At 31.0% G+C, this 23737-nt stretch carries 18 protein-coding genes and 1 pseudogene; 18 read left to right on the top strand and 1 reads right to left on the bottom strand.

The window, feature by feature from the left end; translation table 11 throughout:
• From IPH62_17505 to IPH62_17475, 7 genes are all read left to right on the top strand, one after another.
• Positions 1-1014: a LacI family DNA-binding transcriptional regulator gene (locus tag IPH62_17505; GenBank protein ID MBK7107072.1), complete on the top strand. Its 1014-nt coding sequence runs from the start codon at positions 1-3 to the stop codon at positions 1012-1014.
• A 39-nt stretch (positions 1015-1053) separates the two neighbouring features.
• Positions 1054-2436: a Tat pathway signal protein gene (locus IPH62_17500; protein MBK7107071.1), complete on the top strand. Its 1383-nt coding sequence runs from the start codon at positions 1054-1056 to the stop codon at positions 2434-2436.
• 49 nt (positions 2437-2485) lie between these two features.
• Complete coding sequence (gene ugpC, locus IPH62_17495) at positions 2486-3589, top strand: sn-glycerol-3-phosphate ABC transporter ATP-binding protein UgpC (GenBank protein ID MBK7107070.1); 1104 nt, start codon at positions 2486-2488, stop codon at positions 3587-3589.
• A gap of 31 nt (positions 3590-3620) precedes the next feature.
• Positions 3621-4766 carry an esterase gene (locus tag IPH62_17490; protein MBK7107069.1) on the top strand — a complete coding sequence of 382 codons (1146 nt, stop codon included), beginning with the start codon at positions 3621-3623 and terminating at the stop codon, positions 4764-4766.
• Between the two features lie 349 nt (positions 4767-5115).
• Complete coding sequence (locus tag IPH62_17485) at positions 5116-5904, top strand: hypothetical protein (protein ID MBK7107068.1); 789 nt, start codon at positions 5116-5118, stop codon at positions 5902-5904.
• Positions 5905-5942: 38 nt separating this feature from the next.
• Entirely contained in the window at positions 5943-8138 is a 2196-nt protein-coding gene (locus tag IPH62_17480; protein MBK7107067.1) for a sodium-translocating pyrophosphatase, read from the top strand.
• 101 nt (positions 8139-8239) lie between these two features.
• A complete protein-coding gene (locus IPH62_17475) occupies positions 8240-8878 on the top strand; it encodes a hypothetical protein (GenBank protein MBK7107066.1) in 639 nt (212 codons plus the stop codon).
• Positions 8879-8972: 94 nt separating this feature from the next.
• Here IPH62_17475 and IPH62_17470 read toward each other — a convergent pair whose 3' ends face one another.
• Positions 8973-12353 (bottom strand): glycosyl hydrolase family 38, encoded by a 3381-nt coding sequence (locus IPH62_17470; protein ID MBK7107065.1) that lies wholly within the window; start codon positions 12351-12353, stop codon positions 8973-8975.
• A gap of 219 nt (positions 12354-12572) precedes the next feature.
• Between IPH62_17470 and IPH62_17465 the strand changes: the two genes are divergently transcribed.
• The 11 genes and pseudogenes from IPH62_17465 (at position 12573) to IPH62_17415 (ending at position 23733) form a co-directional block, all read left to right on the top strand.
• The gene (locus IPH62_17465) at positions 12573-13004 is read left to right on the top strand and encodes a fucose isomerase (protein ID MBK7107064.1); all 432 of its coding nucleotides are present in this window, start codon (positions 12573-12575) and stop codon (positions 13002-13004) included.
• A 59-nt stretch (positions 13005-13063) separates the two neighbouring features.
• Complete coding sequence (locus IPH62_17460) at positions 13064-13759, top strand: hypothetical protein (GenBank protein MBK7107063.1); 696 nt, start codon at positions 13064-13066, stop codon at positions 13757-13759.
• Positions 13760-13780: 21 nt separating this feature from the next.
• On the top strand, positions 13781-15196 hold the full coding sequence (locus tag IPH62_17455) for an aldehyde dehydrogenase (GenBank protein ID MBK7107062.1): 1416 nt from the start codon (positions 13781-13783) through the stop codon (positions 15194-15196).
• A 27-nt stretch (positions 15197-15223) separates the two neighbouring features.
• A complete protein-coding gene (gene eutM / locus IPH62_17450; protein ID MBK7107061.1) occupies positions 15224-15502 on the top strand; it encodes an ethanolamine utilization microcompartment protein EutM in 279 nt (92 codons plus the stop codon).
• Between the two features lie 23 nt (positions 15503-15525).
• A complete protein-coding gene (locus IPH62_17445; protein ID MBK7107060.1) occupies positions 15526-16326 on the top strand; it encodes a class II aldolase/adducin family protein in 801 nt (266 codons plus the stop codon).
• A gap of 23 nt (positions 16327-16349) precedes the next feature.
• Positions 16350-17552: an acetate/propionate family kinase gene (locus IPH62_17440; protein MBK7107059.1), complete on the top strand. Its 1203-nt coding sequence runs from the start codon at positions 16350-16352 to the stop codon at positions 17550-17552.
• 15 nt (positions 17553-17567) lie between these two features.
• Entirely contained in the window at positions 17568-19376 is a 1809-nt protein-coding gene (locus IPH62_17435) for an L-fucose isomerase (GenBank protein ID MBK7107058.1), read from the top strand.
• Positions 19377-19402: 26 nt separating this feature from the next.
• Positions 19403-20129, top strand: a pseudogene (locus IPH62_17430) ((Fe-S)-binding protein).
• Positions 20130-20135: 6 nt separating this feature from the next.
• Complete coding sequence (locus IPH62_17425; GenBank protein ID MBK7107057.1) at positions 20136-21536, top strand: iron-sulfur cluster-binding protein; 1401 nt, start codon at positions 20136-20138, stop codon at positions 21534-21536.
• The gene (locus IPH62_17420; GenBank protein MBK7107056.1) at positions 21533-22213 is read left to right on the top strand and encodes an LUD domain-containing protein; all 681 of its coding nucleotides are present in this window, start codon (positions 21533-21535) and stop codon (positions 22211-22213) included. The genes IPH62_17425 and IPH62_17420 overlap by 4 nt, the downstream gene beginning before the upstream one ends.
• A 41-nt stretch (positions 22214-22254) precedes the next feature.
• Entirely contained in the window at positions 22255-23733 is a 1479-nt protein-coding gene (locus IPH62_17415) for a rhamnulokinase (GenBank protein MBK7107055.1), read from the top strand.
• The last annotated feature ends 4 nt before the right edge of the window (positions 23734-23737 follow it).

The raw sequence follows: 23737 nt of genomic DNA, 5'->3' as shown, positions 1-23737 counted from the left end.
ATGAAAAATTTAAACATTCTTACAATTGCAAAAGAAGCCGGTGTTTCTACCGCAACAGTATCAAGAGCTTTAAGCGGAAGCTTATCTATTAAAGATTCTACAAAAGAAAAAATATTAAAAATTGCAGATCAGTTTGAGTATAGGCCAAGTCACTTAGCAAGAAGTTTATCAACAAAAAGAACTGATACAATTGGGTTGATTCTTCCGGAATTAGACGGCGATTTTTTCATGAATGTAATCCATAATATTGATGATGAAGTACACAAAGCAAATAAATATTTGATGGTTTCAAGTACATACAGTCAGCGGGATGAAATTGAAACTGTTATAGAATTTATGGCTACAAGCAGAGTTGACGGAATTATTTTAATGGCGCCAAAATTAAATAAACGAATTGAATTAATTTCTAAACATAGACAGAAACCAATTGTGTTTTTAAATTCGAGTAAAAATTTAAATAATATTGTAAATTTTACTGTTGATAATTTCAATGGAGCAAAATCAATTGTTGAACATTTAATTTCGCATGGATATAAAAAAATCGGAATGATAAAAGGTCCGGAAGGTAACTGTGAAGCTGAAGATAGATTTAACGGGTATAAAAAAGCATTGGATGAAAGCGGATTAAATTTTTCAGATGAAATTATTTATAATGGAGATTTTACAATTGGCTCCGGATATAAAGGTTTTCAAAAATTATATAGTCAAAAAAATAAACCGGAAGCTATTTTTGCCGCAAATGATATGATGGCTGTGGGGATTTATCAATCTGCTAAATTACTCAATGTTAAAATTCCAAATAACATTGCCGTTGCCGGCTTTGATAATATTTTTCTTTCGCAAATAATTTCTCCAAGATTAACAACTGTTAAAGTTCCAATCGGACTTTTGGCAAGCAATGCAGTTCAATATTTATTGAAAATGATAAATAAAGAAGTAGATCCAAATTTACCACTTACACATAATTTAGGTACAAGTTTAATTATTGGTAGTTCGTGCGGATGCAAAAACTAATTTTATTTATTTCAAATTATTAAAAGAAAGAAAAGGCGTATGAAATACTTAATTTTAATTTTAGTTGTCATTACTTTTTTCAATTGCAAAGAAAATGAAAACGTAATAACTGAGAAAAAATTTACTTTAACTTCAGATCAAGAAAAATTTCTTGATACTTTGCAGTATTATTCCTTTAAATATTTTGTTAATGAAGTTAATCCGGAGAATGGACTTGTTAAAGATAGATCGACTAAAGATTCTCCATCAAGCATTGCTGCAGTTGGTTTTGCTATTCCAATTTGGGCAATTGGCGCTGAAAAGAATTGGATCGGTAGAGAAAAAGCCGTTGAATTAACTTATAATCTCATGAAATTTTTAATTAATTCTGAACAAAGTATGGAACCGGACGCAACTGGGTATAACGGATTTTATTATCATTTTTTGGATATGCAAACCGGGAAAAGAATTGGTAAATGTGAACTTTCTTCTATTGATACGTCTTGGCTTTTAGCCGGAATTCGATTTGCAAGAATGTATTATAATAAAGAAAATGAGAAAGAAAAGTTTATTAGAGAAACCGCAGATTCCTTAACTTTTAGAATGAATTGGGATTGGTGGACAAAACCGGAATCCGAAGGATTCTTTGGAGGCGCAGTTACAATGGGGTGGCATCCGGAATTGGGTTTTGGAAATATGAGTTGGACTGGTTTTAATGAAGGACATTATTTATATGTTTTAGCTGCCGGAAGCGGATATAAAAATCACAAATCAGCTTATGCAGCTTGGCTAAAACATTATAATTGGTATGCACCATATCAAGGCTTGGATCATGCATGTTTTCCGGCACTTTTTGCATTTCAGTGGTCAAATTGTTTTATAGATTATAGAAATATTTATGATGAATACATGATGGAAAAAGGTATAGATTATTTTGAAAATTCGCGAAGAGCAACATTGTCTCAGCAAAAATATGCAATTGAGAATCCCAAAAATTGGGTTGGTTACGATTCTTTGACTTGGGGATTAACAGCATGCGATGGACCGGCTGATGAACTTCAAGATTTAGATAGGCGAATTTATCAAGGGTATGGTGAGCGGGGCCCAAGTTATCCATTCCGTGGTTCTTTGGATGATGGAACAATTGCTCCTACTGGCGCAATTTCCTCAATTCCATTTGCACCGGAAATTGTTGTTCCTACAATTATGAATTTTAGAGATAAATACGGCTCAAAAGGTTTGTGGGATAAATATGGATTTAAAGATTCATTTAATCCTACTTTGAATTGGGTTGATAATGATTATTTGGGCATTGATCAGGGTCCAATTGTAATTATGATTGAGAATTATAAAACCGGTTTTGTTTGGGAATATTGTATGAAAGATCCAGTAATTCAAAATGGATTAAAGAACTTAGGATTTGTTAAGAAAAACAATTTGTAAAAAATAATAATTTCAAGTAATGTTTTTATAAAATACTAAATTAATAATTATGGCAAATCTATCAATAAAAAATCTTTTCAAATCTTACGATCAGAAAAATTTTGCAGTTAAAGATGTAAATATTGAAATATCAAACGGAGAGTTTGTAGTTTTGGTTGGTCCATCCGGATGTGGAAAATCAACAATTCTTAGAATGATTGCCGGTCTTGAAGATATCACAAAAGGTGAAATTTATATTGATTCAAAGCTTGTAAATAATGTTTCGCCAAAAGATAGAGATATTGCAATGGTTTTTCAGAATTATGCACTTTATCCACATATGAGCGTTTTTGAAAATATTTCATTCGGATTGAAACTTAGAAAATTCAGCAGAGAAGAAATTAAAAAACGTGTAAATGATGCGAGCGAAATTTTAGGACTTTCGGAAATGTTAGATAGAAAACCGAAGCAGCTTTCCGGCGGGCAGCGTCAACGAGTTGCTTTGGGAAGAGCAATTGTAAGAAATCCTAAAGTTTTTTTATTTGATGAACCACTTAGTAATTTGGATGCCAAATTAAGAGTTCAAATGCGAACGGAAATTTCTAAACTTCATAAAAAACTTGGTACAACAATGATTTATGTAACTCATGATCAAACTGAAGCGATGACGATGGGAGATAAAATTGTTATTCTAAATAATGGAGAAATTCAGCAAATTGATTCACCAATGAATTTGTACAATAAACCTATCAATAAATTTGTTGCTGGTTTTATTGGAAGTCCCGCAATGAATTTTATTGAAGGAAAAATTGAAAAAGAAAATAAACTTAAATTTGTTTCGGAAAACAGCCATTTAATATTTGAATTAAACTCGGATCAAGTTGAAAAACTTGAAAAATATATTGAGCAGAATATTACTATTGGAATTAGACCTGAGGACTTTCGTTTAACAAATGAATTTCAAAATGATAGTTTGAAAATAGAAATAAAAATAGAACTTTCTGAACCTTTAGGTAACGAAACTTATGTTTATTTTACATTTGAAGAGAAACAATTAATTGCAAGGATTGTTACAGATAAAGAAATGAAAATCGGGACTGAAGTTAATCTGAACTTAAACAAAACTAAAATTCATTTTTTTGAAAATGGAAATAACAAATCATTACTGAACTAAATAAATTTAATTACTAAATTAAGTCAATACAATGAAAAATTTACAAAAAATACTTTGCTCTATGATTTTAATATCAACAATATTAACCGCACAAAACTATAAACCCACACCAAATGATACGCTTAGCTCAATTTTAATTCATTCCAATAATAAAGTAACATTCAGCATTTATGCTCCCGAAGCAAAAAATGTTAGTATTGGCGGTGGAGATATTCCGAATATTCAAGCAATTGGTAAAATGATAAAAAAAGAAAATGGAGTTTGGTCTGTAACTTTAGGACCGATCAATCCCGGAGCATACAGATATAATTTCAATGTTGATGGAATTTCAATAATTGATCCAAAAAATACGGAAATAAGTGAATCAAACATGAATTTGTGGAGCTTATTCTATTTAAAAGGTGCGGAGTTTACAGATAATAAAAATATTCCTCACGGAGCAATTTCGGAAATAAATTATTTTTCAAAATCGCTTAACAAAAATAGAAGAATGCATGTTTATACTCCTCCAGATTACCATAATAATGATGAAAAATATCCCGTTTTTTATTTATTACACGGAGCATTTGATTGTGATGATGCTTGGACAACAGTTGGCAGAGCGGGTTTTATAATTGATAATTTATTAGCTGAAAATAAAGTAAAACCAATGATAATTGTTATGCCGGCTGGTCACACTAAATCATTTCAATTTAGAACACCCAGTCCGATAAAAGATGAATTTATTGAAGATTTCCTTAACGATATTAAACCATTTATTGAAAAAAATTATAGGACAATAGATAATTCAGAAAATAGAGCTATTGCCGGATTATCAATGGGAGGCGGACATACTTTAAATATTGCAATTCCTAATTTGCAAGATTATGGATACATAGGCGTGTTTAGTTCCGGAATTTTTGGAATAAATGGCGGAGATTCATTTTTAGCTAACATGGGTAAAGATTGGGAAAACAATAATTTAGAGATTTTAGATAAAGAAGATTTAAAGAAAAATTTAAAATTGATTTGGTTTGCAACCGGGAAAGACGATTTTCTTCTTGAAACAACAAAAAGTACTGTTGCAGCATTAAAAAGGCACAATTTTGAAGTTATTTACAATGAAACTTCTGGCGGTCATACTTGGGATAAATGGCGAGAATATTTGTATGAATTTTCACAACTTCTTTTTAAATAAATTGTATGAAAAAAAATATTTAAGTGAAAGTATCTAAAGCTATATAAAATAATAGATTAAGATAATTATTCTTTATTAGATGTACCCAAAATTATATTTAAGAATTTTAAAAACAAATTCCATTGAGATTTCCAGCGAAAAATATTTTATACAAAATTCCGTAAGAAAATTAAACTTAATAATTTCTTAACATAATTTTCATTCCTTCAAATTGTTTATAAATATAAAATTGTTTATTTTAACTGGACTAAAAGGTCTTTATTATCTAAATTTTATAAAAAAATATTAGAAAAAAAGAACCTACTCAGTTAATAAATAATAATTATTCACTTTCCAAAATGGTGAATTTATGAAAAAATATCTATATCTGTTACTTACACCAGAAGCATTAATTGGATCAATGCTCCCGCCAGAAGAATTCGGAAATTATTTAGCTGTTGGAACAAAAAAACGGAGCAGAGGACAAGCAATTTTCTTTGAAGTTGATCCAGATTTAATGGATGGAAATTTCCCGCGCGAACGCTGGCAAAATGATTGTATTCCGCATCAAGATGGAACGCCAAAAAGATCACTTTATTTATCAATCTACCGCGTTCTTGAAAGTGTGCCATTAAATGCTTTGATGGATTTGTATTTGGCTACTGATGATGGTCGTGTACTTGGCTTAAGTAAATCAAAATATTTGCCAGGACCAGTAGAAGATGAATTGCATTTATATCAGCAGCTTTGCCCGGTTACTCCAAGAATTGCAAGTAAGTACAATCCTGTTGATTTTATGAAAGTAATAACTGACACAAGCCGACCTGTATCTGTACCAAAATTAATTTTTGTTGAATTAATATTAAATAACTTAGCTACTGATCCTAAAAATGCACCAATTGGAAATTTACCTTATTCAAATATTGATCATTTGAGAGATTGCTTAGTGGGACTTCAAAAAAATCCTGAAAAACCAACTAAAACTGTAATGAGATTTTTTCAAAGTGATTTACTTTACAGAACATGCAAAAATGGATTTTTTGTGGGAAGCCAAAATGAACTATTATATTATCATTTCCCAAGTTTAGAGGAATTGGAAGATAAGCAGCATGCTTGGTTAAGATCGGCATTAACAATTGGTTTTAGAAGTACAATTTAAATAAACATTGAATATTTGATTTTTTATTGGAGATAATTATGCAAGATTTTCTTTTCTGGTTGATACCTTTAGGTTCTGTTTTTGCCCTAATTTTTGCCCGAATATTTTTCAAACAAATGATGAAAGAGGACGAAGGTACAGATAAAATGAAAGAAATTGCACAATACGTTCGGGATGGTGCAATGACTTACTTAAAACAACAATATAAAGTTGTATTATTTTTTTTCATCATAATAACATTGCTCTTTTCATTTTTAGCTTACGTTTTAGAATTACAAAATCCGTGGGTTCCTTTTGCTTTTATTAGCGGTGGATTTTTCTCCGGTTTAGCCGGTTTCTTTGGTATGAAAACAGCAACCTATGCCGCAGCAAGAACAGCAAATGCAGCAAGAACTTCACTAAATAAAGGTCTAATTATTGCTTTTAGAAGCGGCGCCGTTATGGGACTTGTAGTTGTTGGGCTTGGATTATTAGATATTTCTATATGGTTTTTGGTATTGAAATATTTTTATCCAATAACTCAAGGTGATGGACACAGTTTAATTGTAATAACTACAACAATGTTAACTTTTGGAATGGGTGCTTCAACTCAAGCTTTATTTGCAAGAGTAGGTGGCGGAATCTATACAAAAGCTGCAGATGTTGGTGCTGATCTAGTTGGAAAAGTTGAAGCCGGAATACCGGAAGACGATCCAAGAAATCCAGCAACTATTGCTGATAATGTTGGTGATAATGTTGGTGACGTTGCCGGCATGGGTGCAGATTTGTATGAATCGTATTGCGGATCAATTTTGGCAACTGCTGCATTAGGAGCTTCTGCATTTTATACAAATACAGATTTACAATACAAAGCTGTAATTGCACCTATGCTTATTGCTTCAATTGGAATTGTGCTATCCTTAATAGGAATTTATTTTGTTAGAACAAAAGAAGGTGCAACTCAAAAAGAACTCTTAAATTCTTTATCAAAAGGAATGAATTTGAGCTCTCTATTAATTGTAATTTTTTCATTTATTATTTTGAACTTACTTCAGCTTGAAAATGCTACCGGAATTTGGGGTTCAATTGTTGTGGGATTAGTAACCGGAATAGTAATTGGAAAAGCTACGGAATATTATACTTCACAATCTTACCCTCCAACACAATCTATTGCGGAAAGTGCAAAAACCGGTCCGGCAACAGTAATAATTTCTGGATTAGGTGTAGGTATGATGTCAACTGCAATTCCTGTTCTTGCCGTTGTAGTTGGAATAATTTTATCATTTTTATTTGCTTCCGGATTTACTTTTGATAATATGGGAATGGGTTTATATGGAATTGGAATTGCAGCAGTTGGTATGCTTTCAACTTTAGGTATTACTTTAGCAACTGATGCTTATGGTCCAATAGCTGATAATGCCGGAGGAAATGCTGAGATGAGCGGATTGGGACGAGAAGTAAGACAACGAACCGACGCCTTAGATTCTTTAGGAAATACAACAGCTGCTACCGGAAAAGGTTTTGCAATTGGGTCCGCAGCATTAACTGCATTGGCTTTATTAGCATCTTATATTGAAGAAATTAAAATTGGTCTGATTAGAATTGGACAATTATCACTTGATTTAGGCAATGGGGTTGTGGTTCAAACAGCAACAGCAACATTACAAGATTTTATGAATTTTTATGAAGTAAATCTTATGAATCCAAAAGTTCTTATTGGAATTTTTATTGGTTCAATGATGGCTTTTATTTTCTGCGGATTAGCAATCAATGCAGTTGGTCGTGCAGCACAAAAAATGGTTGATGAAGTAAGAAGACAGTTTAAAGAATTGCCTGGAATTTTAGAAGGAAAAACAATTCCGGATTATGCAAAATGTGTTGAAATTTCTACAAAAGGTGCACAAAAAGAAATGATGGTTCCTTCAATGTTAGCAATATTTACTCCAATTGTAACCGGATTAATTTTTGGTGTCTCTGGAGTTATGGGTTTGCTTGTCGGCGGTTTGGGTACGGGATTTGTCCTTGCAATATTTATGGCAAATGCCGGTGGTGCTTGGGATAATGCAAAAAAATATATTGAAGAAGGTAATATCGGCGGTAAAGGTTCTGCTGCTCATAAAGCTACCGTAATTGGTGATACTGTTGGAGATCCATTTAAAGATACAGCCGGTCCAAGTTTAAATATTCTTATAAAATTAATGAGTATGGTTGCAATTGTAATGTCTGGTTTAACTGTAGCTTTTAGTCTTTTTTAGATACATGATTAAATAATTAATTAAAAAACCCCATTTATTTTTGATGGGGTTTTGTTTTTAATAGATAAAAATTTTTCCTAAAAAATTAATAAATTTTGAAAATGAAATATCATTTAAAGAAGATTCATGATGTTCTAAAAATTGATGTTGATGAAATACATTTTGATGACATTAAACCAATTTCAATAAACAATTATTTGTGGATGAACAATAATTACAAACTAAAAGTTGAAGTTAAACTCAGCTTTTCTTCAAATAATATTTTTGTGTATTTCAAAGTTTTTGAAAATGAAATTACCGCAACTTATTTAAAAATAAATGATCCGGTTTACAAAGATTCTTGTGTGGAATTTTTCATTAATTTATTCCCTTTAAAATCAAAAGCTTATTTCAATTTTGAGATTAATGCAATCGGAACTATTTATGTTGGATTTGGCGCAATTGGTAAAAGAAAAATCCTTCCGATTGACGATGTTAAATTGGTTCAAGTTTTTTCAACTTTAACAAAACCTTTTATTGGTAAACTTGAAAACGATTATTGGGAAATTAAATTAGCAATTCCTTTTAACTTGTTTGAAAAATATTATCAACAGAAATTTGAAATGAAACCAGCGAAAGCTAATTTTTACAAATGCGGTGATGAAAGTAAATATGAACACTACGGATGCTGGAATTTAATCAATTCAGAAAAACCTAATTTTCATCTTCCAAAATATTTTGGTGATTTATTATTTGAATAAACCACCAAAGATTAAACTTCAATTCGCAAATCACAAATAAGAATTTTCAAACAATAAAAAACAAATCACAAATCTTATTTATCTAATCTTAAATCTATAAATCAACCATCACAAATTTTGTTTCAAATGGTTTTATTTGAAGGTCTTTATTATCACTTAGTTTATTTCCAAGAACATTTACTTCATAAATACTTTTTGCAGATTTATTTACCAAATTATTAAGTGAAATATTTCTTGTTGTTCCATTTATTTCTTTTAAATGTAGAATTATTTTTTTTGTATTCTCAAATGGCATTGCTGAAACCAAAATAATGTTCTGATCATTTAACGATAAGAATGATTTACTATAATTTTGATTTACTGTTTTGCCTTCCGGAAATACGCGCGAAGCAAAAGGAATTTTATTTTCGTAACCAAATTTGTAACTTTTTTCATTCGTTTTTGTGTTTACAGAAGTTAATGAATAACTCCATTTTAATTCGCCATCTTGACTTGCTCTAAAATTTGTAACCCAATAATTATTTAAAACCCAAGAATAAATATGAGAGTTTTCCAGTTTTGCTACATAATTAAATTCACCAATATTTAAGCCGCCCAAATGAACCAAAGGAATATCATTTGATGAAAAAATAATTTGTGTTTCATCATTTTTTATTGATGCAAAATTTTGAATAATATTCCAATCGGTTGAAGTTCCCGGAATTTGATCTTTCCCGGGTTCAACAATTCCGCCTTGTGCTTCAAAATTAATTTTTGAATTCTGCAGTGTAAAAGGGAATGCGATATAAACGGCTTCCGGATTAGTAATTGCGAGTTTATTAATTGAAAAATAAAAATCAATTTTTTTCTCAAAATTATAAAGTCGAATTTCTAAATTGATTTCTTTATCGCCGGAGCATTTTTCATTTTTGCCGGATAAATAAATACTATTCCAAATATTTCCTTTTTTAATTCCCTTAAATTCAACATTTTCCAAAGTTGTTCTTACCGGCTGATCATCAAGCGTATATCTTTCCAACTGATTTCTGTTTGATAATTCCTCATAAATAAATTGACCAAGTTTCCAATCGGCTTTTTGATCAACTAATTCATTTTTAAGTTCTTTATCAAAAATTGATTTTACTGCACCAACTTTTTTATCCAATTCTATTTTGTAAAATTGATTTTCAAAAACCTCAATATTTTTTTCAATATTTGGAATTGAAGCAAGTTCATTCTCAATAACAATTTTATAAATTTTATATCCAAGTGGAGGAATATTTTCTGCCCAAATACTCCAATAAGTTCCATCTTCTCTACTTGATTGCTGCTGAGCAAAAACTTCATTTCCATCAAAATCAACAATTTTAAATTTTTTATTTCTTGGAATAATTTGATGATCAATATAAATGTTTGTTAAACCGGATCTGCTCCAATTCAATGTGTTAAAAACTGCAATTGTAGATGTTTCAGCTTTTGGAAGAAATTGCTGAATATAACCCATAGCTTTTTCTTTAAGAATTTTAGAGCGTTTAACTGCATCCCAAACATACGATGATTTTTGCAGCCATTGCACAATTGTATTTTCCGAGGTTGGATTACTTACGCTTTCATCGGCTCCAAACGTATGTTCTGCATAAAAGAATAAATTTTCTTCAATCTCATTTAATTCTTTTATTACATTGTTTGGTACTTCAGCGCCAATTAATGAAGCAATGCTTAACAAACCTTTATTCGTAATTAAATCAGCTTGAGCTCTTCTTGATTCTATTGTTTCTCTTGCCGCAGAACCAAAACCATCTGCCCACCAATCAGGCCATGCTGCTTTTTGAACCGGCAATGAATTTCCATATTGATTTTCAATACTTTTAATAAAATTAGAAGCAGTTGATATTTTTAATTTTGGCCATTCAAATTTTTCATTCCATTCTTTTGCTAAATTGCAAGCCATTAAAGAAGGCGGGGAATTATCAGTAACATATCCCGACATTTGTAAATGTGCTTCTTTATAAGGATATCCAGCTTTATTTAAATTAGATAAATATTGCATTAGATGTGATTGAACAAAATCAATATTTCCGGTATGTGCACCAATTACGTTTCCGGTCATATAATGATCAGCACGGTACGCAAGAATTTTATTTCCAGCTGGAGATTCCCACCAAAAAACTGTTGGATAATTGAACGGAATTTTTGCTCGATGTCCGTGTTCGCCCATAACTAAATATTTAATTCCGGCGTTATTGAGATAATCTGCATAACACCATCCAATACCGTTAATATCATTTTGCATTGCTGTGGAAATAGTAAATCCAGAATCTGTAATTGTCTTAACTGGTTTTAACATTGATGCTAATAAAGATTCATCCGGTATTTCCGAAATATTAAATAACATACTTGTGAGTTCAATTCTTCCTTCTTTTACACGTTTCCTAAATCTATCAATTTGAGATTTTGGTCGGCTGTTTAAATATTTTAAAACCGGCCAAGCACTTTCACATGTCCATCTAAATTTAGAATATTCCGGATAATTATCTGTCAAATCGCAAAAGTCTAAAGCATAATCAATAAATCTTAAATGTTCCGGAAGAATTTCTGTTTGAGATCGTGTATAACCAATATCCGTATGGCTGTGCATAACTAAATTTACAACCCATTCTTTTACCGGATTTACTTCAAAAGTTTTTGTAATTGTTTTATCACCAATTTTTATTTCAGCATCAACATTTTTATTTACAAAACTTGAAGGAACACTAATTGTGTAAGTATTAAATCCCGTGTTAACTGTTGAATTTAAATTAAAACCGGTGTTTGTTTTAATATTAATATTTTTTGGATTATCCAAATGAACAATATTTAATTTGTAAATAATTGAATTTTCATTTTCACCTTTTGCAACAAGATCTGTTGAAATAATACTAATATCAGAATTTACTTTCCCTTGAAAAGTCATATACCAATCTGAACTTTCCGCATCAAGTCCGGTAACTTTTATATTTACCGGTTCACCAATTTTTATATCATTTATATTTATTTTCAGAATTGCAATTCCCATTATATCATTGTATCTATCTGTTGTTGTAGCCTTTAAAGTTAGAAGGGAATTATTAATTCCTTTCTCATCCCAACTTCCGATTTTAGCACCAAGGTTATTTTTAAATTTTAGATATGGTTTATTATTTACAGAAAGTTCAAATAAATGGTTTATAGAGTTTTGAGAAATTCCAAAATACCAAACGAATGAAACAAACTCGTTTTTATAATTTTTTGGAACAACTTCAGTCTGCCATTCAATTACCATTTCACCTTTTCTAGCACGAACGAGAAGAGCTTTTGTAATATCTGGGTGAGGTGAGTGATAGGGAAAATTTCCCCGCTGAATAACTTTATTGTATCCTTGTATGAATTCATTTTTTTCAATTTGAGCAAATAAGGCAGATGCTAAAAATATGATTGAAAAAAATATCTGTATGAAATAAAAATTTTTTTTTTTCATTTGCTATCCTTCATTGGTTTAATGAAAAATTTAATATAAACTTTTGCCAAATTTTAAATAAAATATTTCTTACAAAATCATTAAAATTTACCCAAATTAAAGTAAATTTTGTTTTGAACTTCAAAAAAAATTTTGTTACAAGCTATTTAATTAGTAAGTTAATATATCTTACTTACACGAGTAAGTAAAGAATTATTTTATATTTTTAGGAAAATAAAAATGTTAAAAAATATTCCTCCAATAATTGGAGCAGATCTTCTAAAAATTTTAAGTGAAATGGGACACGGTGATGAAATTGTAATTGCCGATGGAAATTTTCCGGCTGCTTCTAAAGCAAAAAGACTTATCAGAATGGATGGACACAATGCTCCCGATATTCTTGAAGCAATTTTAAAACTTTTTCCACTTGATATTTATGTGGATAAACCGGTTGGATTAATGCAAGTAATGAAAGGTGATAATTATGTTCCGGTAATTTGGGAAGACTTTAGGAAAATAATTATTGAAAGCAAAGAATATTTTAATGATTTCGATTACATTGAAAAATTTGAGTTCTACAGAAGAGCAGAAAATGCATTTGCAATAATTGCTTCAAGTGAAATGGCTCTCTATGCAAATATTATTCTGAAAAAAGGTGTAATAACTTTATAAATTTGTGATATTTATTTTTCTTAGTATTCTTAAAATTTAAATGGTCCTTAAAAAATTAAATGTTTAATTCACGCGAAGAATTTATAAAAGTTATTGTTGAAAAAGTTTTAGCTAAATTATTTGGAAATATTGAAAATAATTTAAATTCTTTTGAATCCGGAAATGAGAATTGGGATTTTATAAATAAACTTTTCACTTTTTCAGATGCAGAGTTTGCTAAATTAAATAAATTTAAGAAAGTATTAGCTTCTAAAAAAACAATAATTACACCTTTGGCATATGATTTTTTAAAAGTAAATAATATTAAAATTGTTTACTCGGATGAAAAAAATGTTAGTAAAGCAAATGAAATTATTGGTAAAGTTAAAACCAATAAAATAGCTATACTTGCAAACTTTAATGATGAATCATATAAAAATAAAACCAAAGAAATTTTACTAAAACTCGGGATTGAATGCGAATCTTTAGCTCCGGCAAATATTAATTTTTATGAGTTTCAGAATTCACTTGATGAACTTTCCGATAAAGTTGAAAACAATTTTTATGGTTCAGCTATTATTATTAGTAATGATGCGTTTAGGCTTCGTAAAAGATTACAAAATTTAAAAAACTTAAATGGACAAATTTGCTGGGAAATTGATAATTCAAAAGTTTGTTCGGTTAAATCGAAATACTTATTTATAAATAGTAGTCTTATTGGATTCAAAATGTTAGAGCAAAAAATTATCAGTTGGGTTAATTTTAATAAAAATTAAAAAGATATTTGGAGAAATTATTTGTCAAATATTGACAGAACATATATTCAAAAATTAGTTAATGATGCGATAAAAGAATTAGAAAGTAAAAACATCATTAGTTCACAAAGTTCCTCAAACGGAGTATTTGAAAATGTAGATGATGCAATTTACCAATCAAAAATTGCTCAAAAAAAATGGATAAAAGTTTCAACAGATATTAAGAAAAAAATAATTTCCGAACTTAGAAAAACTATGCATTATTACGCTGAAGATTTTTCTAAGAAAGCACATGAAGAAACCGGAATGGGCAGAGTTGAAGATAAAATTGCAAAACATCATAATGCTGCGGATGCAACTCCGGGAATGGAAGATTTGGAAACAAGATCATGGACTGGCTCCAAAGGAACTGTAATTGAAGAACGTGCACCATACGGAGTTATTGCAGGAATTACTCCTTCAACACATCCAATACCGGTTTTATTAAATAGTATAATTATTACAATTACCGGAGGAAATAGTGTGGTTTTCAGCGTGCATCCTTTTGCAAAAAATGTTTCAGCATATGCTATTGAAATTTTTCATAAAGTAATTGTTGAAAACGGCGGACCGGAAAATGTAATTTCAATGATTAAAGAGCCAACATTAGAAAATGTAAATAAATTATTTAATCATCCAGATATTGATTTGATTGTTGCAACCGGTGGTCCGGCTGTGGTTGAAGCAGCATTTAAAGCCGGAAAAAAAGTTATTGCTGCGGGACCGGGAAATCCTCCGGTTTTAGTTGATCAAACAGCTGATTTAAATAATGCTGCGAAAAGTATTATTACCGGAGCTTCTTTTGATAATAATATTCTCTGCATTGCCGAAAAAGAAACATTCGTTTTAAACCAAGTTTTTGATGATTTTGTTCAAGCTATGAAAAACAACGGTGCTGTTTATCTAAATTCCAATCAGATTGAAATACTTACGCAGAAGGCTATTTCAAAGAATGAAAATGGTCATTATTTCGGGACAAAAGAATTTATAGGGAAAAATGCAAACGTTTTAGCTTCAGCTTGCGGATTAAATTTATCGAATGAAGTTAGATTATTATTTGGTGAAGTTTCCGAAAATCATCCTTTTGTTGTTGCAGAGCAAATGATGCCGTTTATGCCAATCGTAAGAGTAAACTCATTTGAAGAAGGCTTAATTAAATGTAAAAAAGCCGAACACGGTTTTGGGCATACTACCGTTATTCATTCCAATAGCTTAATAAATATTACAAAGTTTACGCAAGAAATGGATACAAGTATTGTGATTGTAAATGGTCCATCTTTAGCCGGAAATGGCGGAAGTGCCGGCGAGGGATATTTTTCACATACAATTGCAAGTCCAACCGGAGAAGGAGTTTGTACACCAAAAGATTTTACAAGAGTTAGAAGAATTGCAATAAGCAATGCATTAAAAATTGTATAACAAATAATAATATAAAGGAGAAATAAAATGAAATTAGAAGCACTCGGAATGATAGAAACCAAAGGATTGGTCGGAGCAATTGAAGCCGCTGATGCAATGGTAAAAGCTGCAAATGTAAGTCTTTTAGGAAAAGAAATGATTGGCGGTGGTTATGTAACAGTTATGGTTAGAGGTGATGTTGGCGCTGTAAAAGCAGCAACTGATGCCGGCGCTTCAGCCGCACAAAGAGTAGGTGAATTAGTATCCGTTCATGTTATCCCAAGACCTCATGCTGATGTTGAAAATATTTTACCAAGCAGTAAATAAGGTAAAACTAAAGGAGAATTAAAATGAGTTATAATCTAATTACCCTAAAAAAGCAAATTGTAGAAGTGGGTAAAAGAATGTATGACCGTGGTTATGTTGCATCGAATGATGGGAACATAAGCGCAAAAGTTGATGATGAAAGAGTTGTTATAACTCCAACGGGAGTAAGCAAAGGTTATCTTTCGCCAGATACTATGGTTGTTGTTGATATGAACGGAAAAGTTTTAAATGGTGATAGAAAAGCTTCATCTGAAGTATTTATGCATTTACAAGTTTATAAAGATAGACCGGATGTAAGAAGCGTTTGCCATTCACATCCACCATATGCAACAGGATTTGCAGTTGCCGGAATTCCGCTGGATAAATGTGTGTTGCCGGAAGTAATAATTGCTTTGGGAAATATCCCAATTGTTGAATACGGTACTCCGGGAACTGATGAATTTTATAAACCTGTTGTTCCTTTACTCAAAGATTATGATGCATTTTTATTGGCAAATCATGGTGCATTAACAGTTGGGAAGGATGTTCTAAATGCTTATCACAAAATGGAAACTCTGGAACATTTTGCACATATTGCTTTTGTTGCTCAACAAGTTGGGACAATTAATACTTTAAATAAAGATCAAGTTAAAAAATTAACAGACCAGCGTGAGAAATATGGTATAAGGACAAATGTTGGATGTGTTAGCTGCGAGACAGATGGCAATTGTGATATAAATACAAACCAAACAAATGACAGTTTTGATTTTCAGAAATTATCTATTTCGGAAAAAAATAAACTTGTTAATGAAATAACAGATGCAATTCTAAAGAAATTACAATAAAAGAAAAATTTAGGCTAATAATTATGAAAATTGTTGTTTGCAATGTCGGTTCAACAAGTTTAAAATTCCAATTGTTGGAAATGGAAAACGAACAACAATTAGCAAAAGGATACGTTGAAAGAGTCGGAGAAGACGATGCAATCATAAATTATTGGATTGGAAATGAAAAAATTTCTCAAGAAAAATTTAAAGTTCCAACTCTAAAAAACGCCGTAAAACTTTCTTTGGATTTTTTACTTGATCCAAAAAATAAATTACTAAATAGCATTGATGAAATTGACGGAATTGGATTTAAAACAATTCAAGCCGGTGATAAAAATGGTTCAGTAATTCTTGATGATGAAGTTTTGCAAGCGATGGAAAATTACTCAACTTTAGCTCCGGCTCATAATCCACCGTATCTTGAAGCAATTTATATGTTTCGTGATTTGCTGCCTAATACAAATTTAGTTGGAGTTTTTGAACCGGGATTTCACGTTGATATTCCCGATTACGCACGTGTTTACGGAGTTCCGTATGAATGGATTGAAAAATTTGGTGTTGTAAAATATGGTTATCACGGAGCTTCGCACAGATTTATAACTTCCGAAACTGTAAAAGTTTTAAATCTGGATAAAGAAAATCACAAAATTATATCTGTTCATCTTGGAGGATCTTCATCAATTTGTGCTTTTAAAAATGGAAAATCGATTGATACATCGATGGGATTTACTCCTCAAACTGGTTTAATTCAAGGAACAAGAATTGGCGATATTGATCCATTCGTTCTTCCATACATTATGGAAAAAAAGAAAATTACACTTGATGAAGCTTTGAAAGAATGTTCAAAAAATGGCGGATTGAAAGGACTTTCGGGAATTTCTGCGGATATGAGAGAAATTAAAGAAGCAATTAATCAAAATAATAAACGGGCTTTGCTCGCAAGAAATAAATTTATTTATGATATAAAAAGATACATTGGTGAATACATAATTTTAATGGAAGGAATTGATGCGATCACATTTACTGGGGGAATTGGTCAGAAAGATTGGGAACTTAGAGAAGAAGTTTTAAATACTTTAAAATTTTTGGGTTTTGAATTAAATAAAGAATCAAATCAAATGCATAAGCAAATCATCAGTACGGAAAATTCAAAATTTTATGCATTAGTTTTGGATACAAACGAAGAACTTGTTGTGGCAAGAGAAACCCAAAAAGTAATTCTGAAAAATTCTGCAAAAAATTAAACTGAGAAAAATACAATGGAATTGAAAACTTTGGAACCAAAAAAAAGATTAAAAGGAACTTTACCTAAGATTGGAATTCGACCAGTTATTGACGGAAGAAGAAGAGGCGTAAGAGAATCGTTAGAAGAACAGACAATGGCAATTGCAAAATCCGCCGCAAAATTTTTATCCGAAAATTTAATGCATTCAAATGGTTTTCCGGTTGAATGCGTTATTTCCGATACTTGTATTGGCGGAGTTGCTGAAGCTGCAGAATCAGCAGAAAAATTTAAGAAAGAAGGAGTTGGATTATCGCTTACGGTAACTCCAAGCTGGTGTTACGGAACCGAAGTTATGGATTCTGATCCTTTATTGCCAAAAGCTGTTTGGGGATTTAACGGAACCGAAAGACCCGGAGCAGTTTATCTTGCCGCTGCGCTAGCCGGTTATAGTCAAATCGGATTGCCCGTTTTTGGAATTTACGGAAAAGATGTTCAAGATTCAGGAGATTTGTCAATTCCCGAAGATGTTAAAAGGAAACTATTATTATTTGCAAAAGCCGGTTTAGCTGTTGCAGAAATTAAAGGTAAATCATATTTATCTATTGGAAGTGTTTCAATGGGAATTGCCGGCTCTGTTGTTGATCCGCAATTCTTTAATAAATATTTGGGAATGAGAAATGAATATGTTGATATGACGGAAATTGTAAGACGAATTGACGAAAAAATTTATGATGAAAAAGAATTTAAAACTGCTTTAAAATGGACTTTGGAAAATTGCAAAGAAGGAAAAGATAAAAATAAAAAGGAACATCAGCTGACGGATGAACGAAGAAAATACGAATGGGAAACAGTTGTAAAGATGACATTGATTATTCGAGATTTAATGATTGGAAATGAAGCATTAGAGAAAATTGGATTTGGTGAAGAAGCTCAAGGACATAATGCAATTGTGTCGGGATTTCAAGGACAAAGACATTGGACAGATCATTTTCCAAACGGAGATTTTCCGGAAGCAATATTAAATTCTTCATTTGATTGGAAAGGTATTAGACAACCATATATTGTTGCAACAGAAAATGATAGTCTTAATGGCGCAACAATGATTTTCGGACATTTATTAACAAACTCTGCACAAATTTTTGCAGATGTAAGAACTTTCTGGAGTAAAGAATCTGTTAAACGAGTTACCGGTCATAAATTAACCGGATTAGCAAAAGATGGAATAATACATTTAATAAATTCCGGTTCGGCAACGCTTGATGGAACAGGAAAGCAAAAAATTAAAAATAAACCGGCTATGAAACCTTGGTGGAAAATTACTTCCAAAGAAGCTGAAAAATGTTTGAAAGCAACAACTTGGTATCCTTCAATAAAAGGATATTTCAGAGGCGGAGGTTTTTCATCAAATTTTTTAACAGAAGGCGGAATGCCTTTAACAATGAGCAGATTAAATATTGTTCACGGGCTTGGTCCGGTTTTGCAAATTGCCGAAGGATATTCTGTTGAATTGCCGGATGAAGTTCATAAAAAATTAAATGAACGAACCGATCCAACTTGGCCAACAACGTGGTTTGTTCCAAAGCTAAATGGCAAAGGAGCTTTTACGGATGTTTATTCGGTTATGTTAAATTGGGGAGCAAATCATTGCGTTGCAAGCTATGGTCATATTGGAGAAGAATTAATTACTCTTGCATCAATTTTAAGAATTCCTGTAAATATGCATAATGTTGAAGAAAGCAGAATTTTTAGACCAAGCTCATGGAATGCTTTCGGAACCGAAGGATTAGAAGGCGCTGATTTTAGAGCTTGCTCAAGTTTTGGTCCTTTGTACGGAAATAAATAAAAAATTTTGAATAAGAAAATTAAACTATGCAAGTAGCATTATTTATTCCTTGTTTGAATGAGCATATTTACCCAAGCGCAGCAATATCAATGGTAAAAATATTAAGATATCTTAAAGTTGATACCGTTTATGTTGATGATCAAACTTGCTGCGGACAACCCGCATTTAATTCCGGATATCAAAACGAAATAATTCCGCTTGCAGAAAAATTTATAAAACTTTTTGCAGATTATGATTATGTGATTGCACCTTCCGGATCTTGTGTTGGAATGGTCAAAAATCATTATAAAGAAATTAATTTTGATAAATCGTTAATCGAAAAATATGATAAACTTAGAAATAAAATTTTTGAGTTTACTGAATTTTTGGTAAAAAGTTTTAAAAGTGGATTTTTCATCAGCAGAATTTAACCACAAAATTACTTTTCATGATTCATGTCATGCTTTAAGAGAATTGGGAATTTCATCCGAACCAAGAAAAATTTTGAAAATGATTAAAGGATTGGAATTAATTGAAATGAATGATTCCGATGTTTGCTGCGGCTTTGGCGGAACATTTTCTTTTAAATATGAAGATGTTTCAGTTGCGATGGTTGAACGAAAATGTAACAACATTATCAATACAAATGCTGAATATTGTGTCGGTTTGGATTCAAGCTGTTTAATGAATATTGACGGATTTATTAATAAGAATAAATTAAATGTAAAAGTAATTCACATTGCCGATTTATTATCACAAAGCTTAGGACTTTAATAAAAAGTGCAAACTCAAAAACTTGAAATAAAAAAACATGTTGCTGAAGCTTTAGCTGATGATAATTTAAGAAAAGCGGTTTACAATGCAACTGCGTCAACTTCCGCAAGCAGAATAAATACAACTGAGTCAATTCAGTATTGGGAAGAACTGCGAAATAAAACTCACAAAATCAAAAAAGATGTAATTGAAAATCTTGATAAATATTTAGAACTTTTTGAAAAAAATTGTGAAGCAAATGGAATTAAAATTCATTGGGCTGTTGATGGAGATGAGGCTAAGCAAATAATTTTAGATATTGCAAAAAAAAATAATGTTAAAACAATTGTTAAATCTAAATCATTAACTACGGAAGAAATTCATTTAAATGAACTTTTAATAGAAAACAAAATTGATACTGTTGAAACAGATCTTGGTGAATATATTGTTCAGCTTAACAACCAAGTTCCTTCGCATTTAATTGCGCCGGCGCTGCACTTAAGTAGAAATGATATTGGAAAATTATTTACTGAAAAATTAAAAACTCCTTTTACAAATGTTCCGGAAGAATTATTACTTGTTGCAAGAAAAAAATTAAGAGAAAAATTCCTTACAGCTGAAATGAGTATTTCCGGAGTGAATTTTGCTTTTGCTGAAAACGGAACTTTTTGCGTTGTTGAAAATGAAGCAAATGCTCATTTAAGTTTAACACTTCCCAAAATTCATGTTGCTTTAATGGGAATTGAAAAATTCTTGCCAAGCTTAAATGAACTGCCTTATTTACTTAAACTTTTAGCACCAAGCGCAACGGGACAAAAATCTTCTACTTATGTAAATTTTATCGGAGGACCGAGCAATAAAAAATATGGCGAAGGACCGGAAGAAGTTCATATAATTTTGTTGGATAACGGAAGATCAAAAATTCTTGCCGATCCAAAATTACGGGAAACGCTTTACTGTATTAGGTGCGGAGCTTGCTTAAATGTTTGTCCGGTTTATCAGCAAATTGGCGGACATGCCTACAATTGGGTTTACATGGGACCAATCGGAATTACACTTATTCCGCAATACTTAAGTGAATTGGAAGGAAAAGATGCACCGTTTTTATCAAGTTTGTGCGGAGCTTGCGGTGATGTTTGTCCGGTTAAAATTAAATTACCGGAACACATTCTTGAATTGAGAAAAAAAGTTGTTGAAAAAGATAAATCAAAATTACTAGAGAAATTAATTATTAAAACTTGGGCTTACGTTTCTACAAAGCCAAAACTTTACAGATTTTTTGGATGGAGTGTAAAAAATGTTCAGAATATTATTCCGAATGAATTTATGAAAATTCCGGGATATTATAAAAAAAGAAGTTTTCCGGGAATTGATAAAAAAGGTTTTCGCCAACAATTTTATGAATTAAATGATCCGAAAAATAAATGAGCAGTAAAAATATAATATTAACAAAAGTTAAAAATGCTTTAAGAAATAAACTTGTGAAAGAAGAAATTCTTCCGGAAACCGAAGAAATACTTTTCTCAAAAATTCAAGCAACATTGATTGAAAGCAAATCTGAACTAATCAAACAATTTGAAAATGAACTAATAAAAATTAATGCAGAATTTTATTTGGCTGAAACTTTCGAAAAAGCTTTGGAAGAAATTAGAAGAGTTCTAAATTCAGATAATGAATTTGAGATTGCAACAACAAATCAAAATTTATGCAGAAAAGTAAAAGATCAAATTGAAAAATCGAATCCCAAATTTCATTTTATTGTTGCAAATGTATTTTCGTCGCAAGAGAGAAAAGAAAAAATAAGTAATATAAAAACTTCAGTTGTTGAAGCTGATTTTGCCGTTTCGGATATTGCTCAATTAGTTTTTTATTATGATAACAGTAAAACGAGTTATCCGCATTTTCTTTGCGATTTTGTAATTGCAATTGTTGAAGTTAAAAATCTGCTCGCAAATCAATTTAAATTATTTGAAATTATTGATAAAGAAAAAGCAAAGAATATGGTTTTTGTTGCCGGACCAAGCAGAACTGCCGATATTGAAAAAGTCTTGGTTTTAGGCGCACATGGTCCGCGAAAATTATTAGTTATTTTAATTGATGATTAAAAGTAAAACCGAAAAACTCATTTACATTTTTCTATAAAATTATGAAACAAAATAAATTTTTAGCGATTGATTTTGGCGCAGAAAGTGGTCGCGCGATTGTTGGAATTTTAGAAAATAATAAAATTAAATTAGAAGAAGTTCATCGGTTCCCAAATCGTCCGGTAAATGTTCACGGAAGTCTTCATTGGAATATTTTGCAATTATTTGAAGAATTGAAAACTGGAATATCGAAAGCAATTCAGAAGGGCCACAGTGATATTAAGAGCATTGCGGTTGATACTTGGGGAGTTGATTTTGGATTCGTTACAAAAGACAATCAACTTCTTGGAAATCCTTTCGCTTATAGAGATTCGCGAACAAATGGAATTTTAGAAAAAGCTTTTAAGCTAATGCCGAAAGATGTGATTTATAACTTAACGGGAATTCAATTCATGCAGATCAATTCTGCATTTCAATTATTAAGCATGGTAAAAAGTAAAAGTGAAATTCTAAAATCTGCTGATAAACTTTTATTTATGCCGGATCTTTTTAACTTTTTATTAACCGGTGAAAAAAAATCTGAATATACAATTTCTTCAACTTCTCAATTATTGAATGCTAAAACTAAAAATTGGGAAAGTAAAATTTTCAGCGGATTAAAAATTCCCCAAAAAATTATGTGCGAAATTGTTTCTCCCGGAACAAAGATCGGAAATTTAAATTCATCAATTTGTAATTCCTTAGGATTAAAAAATATTGATGTAATTGCAGTTGGAAGTCACGATACGGCAAGCGCAGTTGCAGCAGTTCCTAATTTAAAAAATAATTGGGCTTTTATAAGTTCCGGAACTTGGTCGTTAATTGGAATTGAAACAGATAAACCGGTAATCAATAAAAAATCTTTTGAATATAATTTTACAAATGAAGGCGGAGTCGGCGGAAAAATAAGATTTTTAAGAAATGTAATGGGAATGTGGATTATTCAGCAATTAAAAAAAGAGTGGGAAAAAGAAGGAAATTCGTATTCGTACATTCAGCTTAATAAAATAGCTGAGAAAGCAAATCCGTTTAAATGTTTTATTGATGTTGATTCATCGGATTTTCTTAATCCACAAAGTATGATTGAAGCAATAAATAATTATTGCAAAAAAACAAATCAATTAAAACCAAAAAATAAAGCTGAATATGTTCGTTCGGTTTTGGAAAGTTTAGCTGTAAAATATAGAATTATAATTGAAAATATTAACTCGATTACAAACAAAAAAATTGACACCTTAAATATTGTTGGCGGCGGATCTCAAAATGATTTGCTTAACCATTTTACTGCGGATTGTTCCAAATTAAAAGTTATTGCCGGACCGGTTGAAGCAACAGCGTTTGGAAATATTTTAGTTCAGGCAATTGCAAATAATTGTATAAAAGATATTTCTTCCGGAAGAAAAATAATTTCAAATTCTGTTGAGATAAAAGTATTTAATCCGGTAATTAGTAAAGACTGGGAGAATTATTATCAAACGGCTAAAAAAAATATTCAAAATTGATTTA

The sequence above is a fragment of the Ignavibacteriota bacterium genome, from assembly GCA_016708125.1.
In the GTDB taxonomy this organism is placed as follows: Bacteria; Bacteroidota; Ignavibacteria; order Ignavibacteriales; family Melioribacteraceae.
Note: the sequence above shows the minus strand (reverse complement) of the source record. Positions and strands in the feature narration are given on the sequence as shown.